Here is a 10123-nt window from a genome sequence, read left to right on the forward strand (position 1 = left end):
AATGGAGCGCATTATGGCCGCTCAGGTCGGTCATGCAAACCGCCGTCCGGTTCATGTTGATCATCAATAAAATGCGTATAATCCGCCGCCATGACTCGTACCCGATCTCCCCGTTCCCGTAAAAAACCTCCTCCCCGCAGCCTGCGCCCCTGGCTAGGCTGGGCGCTCAAGCTCGGCCTGGTGGGCCTGGTGGTGATCGCAGGCATCGCGGTATACCTCGATGCAGTGGTCCAGGAGAAGTTCTCTGGCAAGCGCTGGACCATCCCGGCGAAGGTCTACGCTCGCCCGCTGGAGCTGTTTACCGGCCAGAAACTGAGCAAGGAAGATTTCCTTACCGAACTCGATGCGCTGGGCTATCGGCGCGAAGCCGTGGCCAACGGCCCGGGTGCGGCGGCGGTCAGCGGCAATACCGTGGACCTGAACACCCGGGGCTTCCAGTTCTATGAAGGCCTGGAAAAGGCGCAACCGGTGCGCGTGCGCTTCTCCGGGGATTACGTGGCCGAGCTTTCTGCACTCAATGGCGGCAAGTTGCCAGTGGTGCGTCTTGAGCCGTTGCTGATCGGCGGGATTTACCCCAAGAACCTTGAAGATCGCATCCTGATCAAGATCGATCAGGTGCCGCCGTATCTGCTGGAAACCCTGGTTGCGGTCGAAGACCGGGATTTCTACAGCCACTGGGGCGTCTCGCCCAAGTCCATCGCTCGCGCCATCTGGGTCAACACCTCGGGTGGCCGCATGACTCAGGGCGGCAGTACGCTGACGCAACAATTGGTCAAGAATTTCTACCTGACCAGTGAGCGCAGCCTGACCCGCAAACTCACCGAAGCCATGATGGCGATGTTGCTGGAGCTGCACTACAGCAAGCCGGAGATCCTTGAGGCCTACCTCAACGAGGTGTTCGTCGGCCAGGATGGCCAGCGCGCGGTGCACGGCTTTGGCCTGGCCAGCCAGTTCTTCTTCGGCCAGCCGTTGTCCGAGCTCAAGTTGCACCAGGTGGCGTTGCTGGTAGGTATGGTCAAGGGGCCGTCCTATTACAACCCGCGCCGCAACCCGGAGCGGGCCCTGGAGCGCCGCAACCTGGTCCTCGACGTGCTGGAGCAGCAGGGCGTAGCCACCGCAGAACAGGTCGCGGCCGCGAAGAAGATGCCTTTGGGCGTCACCACCCGTGGCAAGTTGGCCGACAGTTCCTTCCCCGGCTTTATCGACCTGGTCAAGCGCCAGTTGCGCGAAGACTATCGCGACGAGGACTTGACCGAAGAAGGTCTGCGGATCTTCACCAGTTTCGACCCGATCCTGCAGATGAAGGCCGAAGCCTCGGTCAGCGATACCTTCAAGCGCCTGGCCGGGCGCAAGGGCTCGGACGAAGTCGAAGCGGCCATGGTGGTGACCAACCCGGAAACCGGTGAAGTCCAGGCCATGATCGGCAGCCGCCAGGCCAGCTTCGCCGGCTTCAACCGTGCCCTGGATGCCGTGCGGCCGATTGGCTCGCTGATCAAGCCGGCGGTGTACCTCACTGCACTGGAAAAGCCGAGCAAGTACACCCTGACCAGCTGGCTCTCCGACGAAGCGTTTTCGGTCAAGGGCGCCGATGGCCAGGTATGGAAGCCGCAGAACTATGATCGTCGCTCCCACGGCACGGTGTTCCTGTACCAAGGCCTGGCGCACTCCTACAACCTGTCCACGGCGCGGCTTGGCCTGGAGCTGGGTGTGCCGAATGTGCTCAAGACCCTTGCACGACTGGGTGTAAGCCGCGAGTTCCCGGCGTTCCCGTCGATGTTGCTGGGCGCAGGTGGCTTGAGCCCGATGGAAGTGGCGACCATGTACCAGACCCTGGCCAACGGTGGTTTCAATACGCCGATGCGCGGGATCCGCAGTGTCCTCACGGCGGAAGGCGAGCCGCTCAAGCGCTACCCGTTCCAGATCGAGCAGCGTTTTGATCCGGCCTCCATCTACCTGATCCAGAACGCCATGCAACGGGTCATGCGCGAAGGGACCGGGCGTTCGGTGTACAGCTCGCTGCCGGGCAACCTGACGCTGGCCGGCAAGACCGGTACCAGTAACGACTCCCGTGACAGTTGGTTCGCCGGTTTCAGCCAGGACCTGCTCGCGGTGGTGTGGCTGGGGCGCGATGACAACGGCAAGACACCGTTCACCGGCGCGACCGGCGCCTTGCAGGTCTGGACCAGCTTTATGCGCAAGGCCGACCCGCTGCCACTGAACATGCCGCAACCCGACAATATCGTGCAGGCCTGGATCGACCCCCATACCGGGCAGGGCTCCGATGCCAACTGTCCGGGCGCGGTGCAGATGCCGTATATTCGCGGCAGTGAACCGCCAGCCGGCGCTCCATGTGGCACAGGTGTGCCCACGGATGCGGATTCGGTGATGGATTGGGTCAAGGGCTGGATGAATTAAGCAAAGAGGATTTCAAGTGAACAAGTGGTTGATTCCGGCTATTACAACGTTAGCTTTGCTCAGCGGTTGCTCCAGCGTGCAGCGCGGCTCCATCCCCGTGGTGGATTCCGGCACGGCCGTATCCAACAATGACCGGATCTCGGCCAATGGCGGCTTTCGCCAGACTGTGACTACCCGTCCAAACCCTGCCACGACCCAGGCGGTACCGCAGGATTCCGGCGTAGTGGTGATGGTCCCGGGTGGGGGTGCCACCACATCTGCACCCATCAGCTCCGCACCATGGACGCCGGGGCCGATCACCCCTGGCCCGTCGAACTCGGCGCCGATTGATACCGCGCCGATCAACCAGGGCACCTACAACATGCCGTCGACCCCGAGCGGGATTCCCTCGGCCAATGCCGGCGGCCTGTCTGCCGACGAGCAGTTGGACGGCCCGGTCCTGGCCTTGCTCACCACTGCGCAGCAACAGCAGGCCGGTGGCGACTTGAACGGCGCATCGTCCAGCCTTGAGCGCGCCCAGCGGGTCGCGCCGCGTGAACCGCAGGTGCTCTACCGCCTGGCGCAAGTGCGCATGGCCCAGGGTGATGCGCCGCAAGCTGAGCAGTTCGCCCGTCGTGGCTTGACCATGGCCAACGGTCGTCCTGACCTGCAAGCCAGCCTGTGGGCCTTGATTGGTGATGCACGTGCTGCACAAGGTGATGCTGCCGGTGCTGCCCAGGCCCGGCAGAAGGCCAAGGTCAGTCTCTGATGGATCCTCGTTTTCCGGCGATTGCCGAACAGTTGTTGCTGATTGAGCGCGAATTGCGCGTGGCGGGCTGGTGGGATGAGGTGTCTCCCGGTGCAGAGGCGCTGAGCAGCGTCGAGCCGTTTTCCGTGGATACCCTGGATTTTCATCAGTGGCTGCAGTGGATCTTCCTGGTGCGGATGAAACAGATCCTCGAACAGGACCTGCCGCTACCTAATGCGTCGGGCATCCTGGAGATGGCCGAGATGGTCTACGCCGACCGTCCCCAACAAAGCCTCGGCCTACGCTCTGCGCTGAAAAAGTTCGACCAACTGATCGTCGGCGCTCGTTAATTGCCTGACTGCCGGGTTTTCCGGCAGTCTTGCGCACATTTCTACCGCTTGACGACATTCAGGCGAGTTTTATCCCTCCTCAAAGCCCTTTCTTCTACGTTCTCATGCGCTTAGTTGGAAAAAAGCGCAATTATTGCTTGACTTGAAGGGGCTGAAACAGAAGAATCCAAAGTCCGCTGTATCGGGACTGCCAGAAGCAGGCCCGCTCAGCAGATCATGAGGCGCACATCCGCGCCGACCTGTTACACCCGCAACGCGTTACCTCGCGCTGGGTGGGAAAAGCCCGCAACACTTGGGACGATCCCAATACTTGCTCAGTCAGTGCTGACGTAGTCGGCGACCACCGTCGCTCATGCTCTGTTGAGAAGTAAACCTATTAAGACCCGTCGGTTTTCAACGGACGGTATTCTGGCGTTTTAGAGGTGAACAACGTGGAGCTTTTATCTGGCGGTGAGATGCTCGTCCGCTTTTTGCGTGACGAAGGCGTCGACTATATCTACGGGTACCCAGGTGGTGCTCTGCTGCATGTCTACGACGCACTGTTCAAGGAACCGGCTGTCAACCACATCCTGGTTCGCCACGAACAGGCCGCGACCCATATGGCTGACGGTTATGCCCGTGCCACCGGTAAAGCCGGCGTGGTGCTGGTAACGTCAGGCCCTGGCGCAACCAATGCCATTACTGGCATCGCGACTGCGTATATGGACTCTATTCCGATGGTGATCATTTCCGGCCAGGTGGCGAGCACCATGGTGGGCACTGATGCATTCCAGGAAACCGACATGATCGGTATCTCCCGGCCGATCGTGAAACACAGCTTCATGATCAAGCATGCCTCGGAAATCCCGGAAGTCATGAAGAAGGCGTTCTACCTCGCGCAATCCGGTCGCCCGGGTCCAGTGGTGGTCGATATCCCGAAAGACATGACCAACCCGGCGGAAAAGTTCGAATACATCTTCCCGAAGAAAGCCAAGCTGCGTTCCTACAGCCCGGCCGTGCGTGGGCACTCGGGGCAAATCCGCAAGGCAGCAGAAATGCTCCTGGCGGCCAAGCGCCCAGTGCTTTACTCGGGTGGCGGCGTGATCCTGGGCGGCGGTTCCGCACCGTTGACCGAATTGGCCAAGATGCTCAACCTGCCGGTGACCAACACCTTGATGGGCCTCGGTGCCTTCCCGGGTTCGGACCGTCAGTTCGTCGGCATGCTCGGCATGCACGGCAGCTACACGGCCAACCTGACCATGCACCACGCCGACGTGATCCTGGCCGTGGGCGCGCGGTTCGATGACCGGGTGATCAACGGCGCGAGCAAGTTCTGCCCGAATGCCAAGATCATCCACATCGACATCGACCCGGCGTCCATCTCCAAGACCATCAAGGCCGATGTGCCGATTGTAGGTCCCGTGGAGAGCGTGTTGACCGAAATGGTCGCTGCGCTCAAGGACATTGGCGAGACGCCGAACAAGGAGTCCGTTGCCAGTTGGTGGAAGCAGATCGACGAATGGCGCGGTGACCGCGGCCTGTTCCCTTACGACAAGGGCGACGGCAGCATCATCAAGCCACAAACCGTGATCGAAACCCTGTGCGAAGTGACCAAGGGCGACGCCTTTGTGACCTCCGACGTGGGCCAGCACCAGATGTTCGCCGCGCAGTACTACAAGTTCGACAAGCCTAACCGCTGGATCAACTCCGGTGGCCTGGGCACGATGGGCTTTGGTTTCCCTGCGGCCATGGGTGTGAAGCTGAGCTTCCCGGATGTCGACGTGGCTTGTGTCACCGGTGAAGGCAGCATCCAGATGAACATCCAGGAGCTGTCGACCTGCCTGCAATATGGCCTGCCGGTGAAGATCGTCTGCCTGAACAACGGTGTGTTGGGCATGGTTCGCCAATGGCAGGACATGAGCTACAACAGTCGTCACTCCCATTCCTACATGGAATCGTTGCCTGACTTCGTCAAGTTGGTTGAAGCCTATGGCCATGTCGGCATGCGCATCACCGATCTGAAGGATCTCAAGCCGAAGATGGAAGAGGCGTTCGCCATGAAGGATCGCCTGGTGTTCATCGACATTCAGGTCGACACCAGCGAGCACGTCTACCCGATGCAGATCAAAGACGGCTCAATGCGCGATATGTGGCTGAACAAGACGGAGCGAACCTAATCATGCGGCACATTATCTCCCTGCTTCTGGAGAACGAACCGGGCGCTCTGTCTCGTGTGGTCGGCCTGTTTTCGCAGCGCAACTACAACATCGAAAGCCTGACCGTGGCCCCGACCGAAGACCCGACCCTGTCGCGCCTGACGTTGACCACCGTAGGCCATGATGAGGTGATCGAGCAGATCACCAAGAACCTCAACAAGCTGATCGAAGTGGTCAAGCTGGTCGATTTGTCGGAAAGCGCCCACATCGAGCGTGAGCTGATGCTGGTCAAGGTCAAGGCCACGGGTGCCCAACGTGCCGAGATCAAGCGTACTACCGATATTTATCGTGGGCAGATCGTCGATGTGAGCGCCAGCGTTTATACCGTTCAACTGACCGGTACCAGCGACAAACTGGACAGCTTCATCCAGTCGATCGGGACGGCCTCGATTCTGGAAACCGTACGCAGTGGTGTCACCGGGATTGCCCGTGGCGACAAAGTACTCAGCATCTAACCCAATTAGCGAATGGCCTTAAGGCCTGGATATATAGAGGAACCTCATGAAAGTTTATTACGATAAAGATTGTGACCTGTCGATCATCCAGGGCAAGAAAGTCGCCATCATCGGCTACGGCTCCCAGGGTCACGCACAAGCTTGCAACCTGAAAGATTCCGGCGTTGACGTGACTGTTGGCCTGCGCAAAGGCTCGGCCACTGTTGCCAAGGCAGAAGCCCATGGCCTGAAAGTGACTGACGTTGCTTCCGCTGTTGCGGCTGCCGACCTGGTCATGATCCTGACCCCGGACGAGTTCCAATCCGCGCTGTACAAGAACGAAATCGAGCCGAACATCAAGAAAGGCGCCACCCTGGCGTTCTCCCACGGCTTCGCGATCCACTACAACCAGGTTGTGCCGCGCGCTGACCTCGACGTGATCATGATCGCGCCGAAAGCACCGGGCCATACCGTGCGCTCCGAGTTCGTCAAGGGCGGCGGTATTCCTGACCTGATCGCGATCTACCAGGACGCTTCGGGCAACGCCAAGAACGTTGCACTGTCCTACGCTGCTGGCGTCGGTGGTGGTCGTACCGGCATCATCGAAACCACCTTCAAGGACGAGACCGAAACCGACCTGTTCGGCGAACAAGCCGTTCTGTGCGGCGGTACCGTTGAACTGGTCAAAGCCGGTTTCGAAACCCTGGTTGAAGCTGGCTACGCGCCGGAAATGGCCTACTTCGAGTGCCTGCACGAACTGAAGCTGATCGTTGACCTCATGTACGAAGGCGGTATCGCCAACATGAACTACTCGATCTCCAACAACGCCGAGTACGGCGAGTACGTGACCGGTCCGGAAGTCATCAACGCCGAATCCCGTCAGGCCATGCGCAACGCCCTGAAACGTATTCAGGACGGCGAATACGCCAAAATGTTCATCAGCGAAGGGGCTACCGGCTACCCTTCGATGACCGCCAAGCGTCGTAACAACGCCGCTCACGGTATCGAAGTCATCGGCGAGCAACTGCGCTCCATGATGCCGTGGATCGGTGCCAACAAGATCGTCGACAAAGCCAAGAACTAAGTCGCACGTGTCTACGGAAAACGCGGCCTAGGCCGCGTTTTTTCGTTTGAGGGCTGGTTCTGGTATAAAGCTGCATCGTTTGCGGGCGAAACTCGCCGCAAGTGTCTATCGATTTTTTTCACACCGTTGCAAGGTAAAGTCCATGAGCGAACGTCCCGAAGAGCCAAACCAGGCCTCTGACGCCGAAAGCCTGCTACCGATCGATGAGCATGTCGAAGAAGGGCATGACGCGGAAGGCCGCAAGGTCCGGCATCGTGGCATCTATCTTCTGCCCAACCTGTTCACCACGGCGAACCTGTTTGCCGGTTTCTACTCCATCATCAATTCCATGAGTGCCCAGAGCGCGCTAGCAGCAGGTGATGCGGCGAGTGCCAGCAAGTACTTCGGTTTTGCTGCCATCGCGATCTTCGTGGCCATGGTCCTCGATGGCCTTGATGGGCGCGTGGCGCGCATGACCAATACCCAGAGCGCCTTCGGTGCCGAGTACGACTCGCTGTCGGACATGGTGGCCTTTGGTGTCGCACCTGCGTTGCTGGCGTTTGCCTGGGCCCTGGGTGACATGGGCAAGGTTGGCTGGATGGTGGCCTTCATCTATGTCGCGGGCGCTGCGTTGCGCCTGGCACGCTTCAATACCCAGGTGGGTACTGCCGACAAGCGTTACTTCATCGGTCTTGCCAGTCCTGCGGCGGCGGGTGTGGTGGCCGGTATTGTCTGGGCGTTCAGTGACTATGGCATCCAGGGTTCGAAGATGTCGTTCCTGGTGGCCTTGATGGTTGCGGCGGCCGGTATGCTGATGGTCAGCAACATCAAGTACAACAGCTTCAAGGAATTCGACCTGAAGGGGCGTGTGCCTTTCGTGGCGATTCTGGTGGTGGTACTGGTGTTCGCGGTGGTCTTCAGTGATCCGCCGCGGATCCTGCTGCTGGCGTTCCTGGTATATGCGGCTTCGGGTCCGGTTCAGTACCTGTTGCATCTGCGCCGGGACAAAACATTGCCTTAATGTAATTTCCCCCATACTCCGCAGTCTATTGGTGCATCAGTTCTCCAATGCTGCGGAGTTGCCATGTTAATCAAGTTGCCCAAAGCGTCCGATTGTCACGAATCGGACGTCACCCCAGAATCCCTCTATTTCTCCCGCCGCAGTCTGCTCGGTGGCGCGCTTGCCGGTATTGCTGCCAGCAGCCTGCCGCGTTGGGTGAGTGCGGCTGACACTGCGCGTTATGCCGATGTCGAGCCAGGCAAGGCTCCCGGCTGGTTCGCCGAGAAACTTCCTGGCACGCAATGGCAGGCGGTGACGGTCAAAGACGAAGCCATCACGCCGTTCAAGGATGCGACCCATTACAACAACTTCTATGAGTTCGGCACGGACAAGGGCGATCCTGCGGCGAATGCCGGCTCGCTCAAGACCGAGCCATGGAGTGTCGTGATTGATGGTGAAGTCGCAAAACCAGGGCGTTATGCGCTGGAAGACTTCATGAAGCCCTATCAGTTGGAAGAGCGGATCTACCGTCTACGCTGTGTCGAGGCGTGGTCGATGGTCATTCCATGGATCGGCTTTCCTATATCGGCCTTGCTTAAACAGGTCGAGCCCACTTCCAAGGCCAAATACATCCGCTTTGAAACCCTGCAGGATCCCAAGAGCATGCCGGGCCAGCGCTCAAGTTTTGGCCTGATCGATTGGCCTTATATAGAAGGACTGCGCCTGGATGAAGCGATGAATCCTTTGGCGATCCTGGCTGTGGGCATGTATGGGCGGGAATTGCCCAACCAGAATGGCGCGCCGCTGCGTTTGGTGGTGCCGTGGAAGTATGGCTTCAAGAGCGTGAAATCTATCGTGCGGATCAGCCTGGTGAGCGAGCAACCGAAAACTACCTGGCAGAGCATTGCGGCGGATGAGTATGGGTTTTATGCGAATGTGAACCCCACCGTCGATCACCCGCGCTGGACCCAGGCCCGGGAGCGGCGCCTGCCCAGTGGCTTGTTCAGCCCGAATGTACGCGAGACGCAGATGTTCAATGGCTACTCGGATGAGGTCGCTTCTCTTTATACCGGCCTTGATCTGCGGAAGAACTACTGATGCGCTACCCCATCTGGCGCCTTGGCGTCTTTATAGCTGCGGCGGTGTGGCCGTTGTACTGGTTGTATGAGGCGTGGAGTCTCACCTTGGGGCCTGATCCCGGAAAAGTGCTGGTTGATCGGTTGGGACTGGGAACGCTGATCCTGTTGCTGGTTACGTTGGGAATGACGCCACTGCAAAAATTGAGCGGTTGGGCAGGGTGGATCGCTGTGCGCCGGCAGTTGGGGTTGTGGTGCTTTGCGTATGTGGTTTTGCACCTCGCCGCTTATTGCGTATTTATCCTGGGGCTGGACTGGTCGCAACTGGGCGTTGAGCTGCGCAAGCGGCCCTACATTATTGTGGGGGCGTTGGGTTTTATGTGCTTGTTGGTGTTGGCGGTGACATCCAATCGCTATAGCCAGCGTCGGCTGGGCGCCCGTTGGAAGAAGCTGCATCGCCTGGTGTATGTGATTTTGGGGCTTGGTTTGCTGCATATGCTGTGGATCGTGCGTGCCGATCTGAAGGAGTGGGCTATCTATGCCTCTATAGGGGTGCTGCTTTTGCTCTTGCGGATTCCGCCTGTGATGCGCCGTATCCCTCGCCTTATTGCCAAAAAAGCACCTTCTGCAACAAAAGCGTAATTAACGCTTGACCGCAGATCCTGGAAGTCTATAATTCGCCCCACTTCCGGCGCAGTCGAAACGGAAAACTCCTTGGAAAACAAAGAGTTATGTAGTTTTCGGCAGCAGGTTGCTTCAGTTCATCGAAGCCAAAAGGAAGTTGAAAAAGAGGTGTTGACAGCAGCGTGTAACGCTGTAGAATTCGCCTCCCGCTGACGAGAGATCGAAAGCGCAAGTGGTTG

At 59.0% G+C, this 10123-nt stretch carries 9 protein-coding genes; all 9 read left to right on the forward strand.

Annotated elements, in window-relative coordinates; translation table 11 throughout:
- The first annotated feature begins 90 nt into the window (after positions 1-90).
- The 9 genes from mrcB (at position 91) to msrQ (ending at position 9902) form a co-directional block, all read left to right on the forward strand.
- Positions 91-2415: a penicillin-binding protein 1B gene (gene mrcB / locus HBO05_RS26670; protein WP_170043555.1), complete on the forward strand. Its 2325-nt coding sequence runs from the start codon at positions 91-93 to the stop codon at positions 2413-2415.
- Positions 2416-2431: 16 nt separating this feature from the next.
- Entirely contained in the window at positions 2432-3163 is a 732-nt protein-coding gene (locus HBO05_RS26675; protein ID WP_057440150.1) for a tetratricopeptide repeat protein, read from the forward strand.
- Positions 3163-3492, forward strand: a complete 330-nt coding sequence (locus HBO05_RS26680) for a YqcC family protein (protein WP_170043554.1) — start codon at positions 3163-3165, stop codon at positions 3490-3492. Before HBO05_RS26675 ends, HBO05_RS26680 begins: the two co-directional genes overlap by 1 nt.
- 431 nt (positions 3493-3923) lie before the next feature.
- Positions 3924-5648, forward strand: coding sequence for an acetolactate synthase 3 large subunit (locus HBO05_RS26685; protein ID WP_169955054.1), 1725 nt, complete (start codon positions 3924-3926; stop codon positions 5646-5648).
- Positions 5649-5650: 2 nt separating this feature from the next.
- Entirely contained in the window at positions 5651-6142 is a 492-nt protein-coding gene (gene ilvN, locus HBO05_RS26690; RefSeq protein ID WP_003176102.1) for an acetolactate synthase small subunit, read from the forward strand.
- A 46-nt stretch (positions 6143-6188) separates the two neighbouring features.
- On the forward strand, positions 6189-7205 hold the full coding sequence (gene ilvC / locus HBO05_RS26695) for a ketol-acid reductoisomerase (RefSeq protein ID WP_003176099.1): 1017 nt from the start codon (positions 6189-6191) through the stop codon (positions 7203-7205).
- Positions 7206-7347: 142 nt separating this feature from the next.
- Positions 7348-8205 carry a CDP-diacylglycerol--serine O-phosphatidyltransferase gene (gene pssA / locus HBO05_RS26700; protein ID WP_029298897.1) on the forward strand — a complete coding sequence of 286 codons (858 nt, stop codon included), beginning with the start codon at positions 7348-7350 and terminating at the stop codon, positions 8203-8205.
- A gap of 63 nt (positions 8206-8268) precedes the next feature.
- Positions 8269-9282, forward strand: coding sequence for a protein-methionine-sulfoxide reductase catalytic subunit MsrP (gene msrP / locus HBO05_RS26705; protein WP_170043553.1), 1014 nt, complete (start codon positions 8269-8271; stop codon positions 9280-9282).
- The gene (msrQ, locus tag HBO05_RS26710; RefSeq protein WP_169955052.1) at positions 9282-9902 is read left to right on the forward strand and encodes a protein-methionine-sulfoxide reductase heme-binding subunit MsrQ; all 621 of its coding nucleotides are present in this window, start codon (positions 9282-9284) and stop codon (positions 9900-9902) included. The genes msrP and msrQ overlap by 1 nt, the downstream gene beginning before the upstream one ends.
- The last annotated feature ends 221 nt before the right edge of the window (positions 9903-10123 follow it).

The sequence above is a fragment of the Pseudomonas sp. WS 5079 genome, assembly GCF_012985465.1.
Lineage (GTDB): Bacteria > Pseudomonadota > Gammaproteobacteria > Pseudomonadales > Pseudomonadaceae > Aquipseudomonas.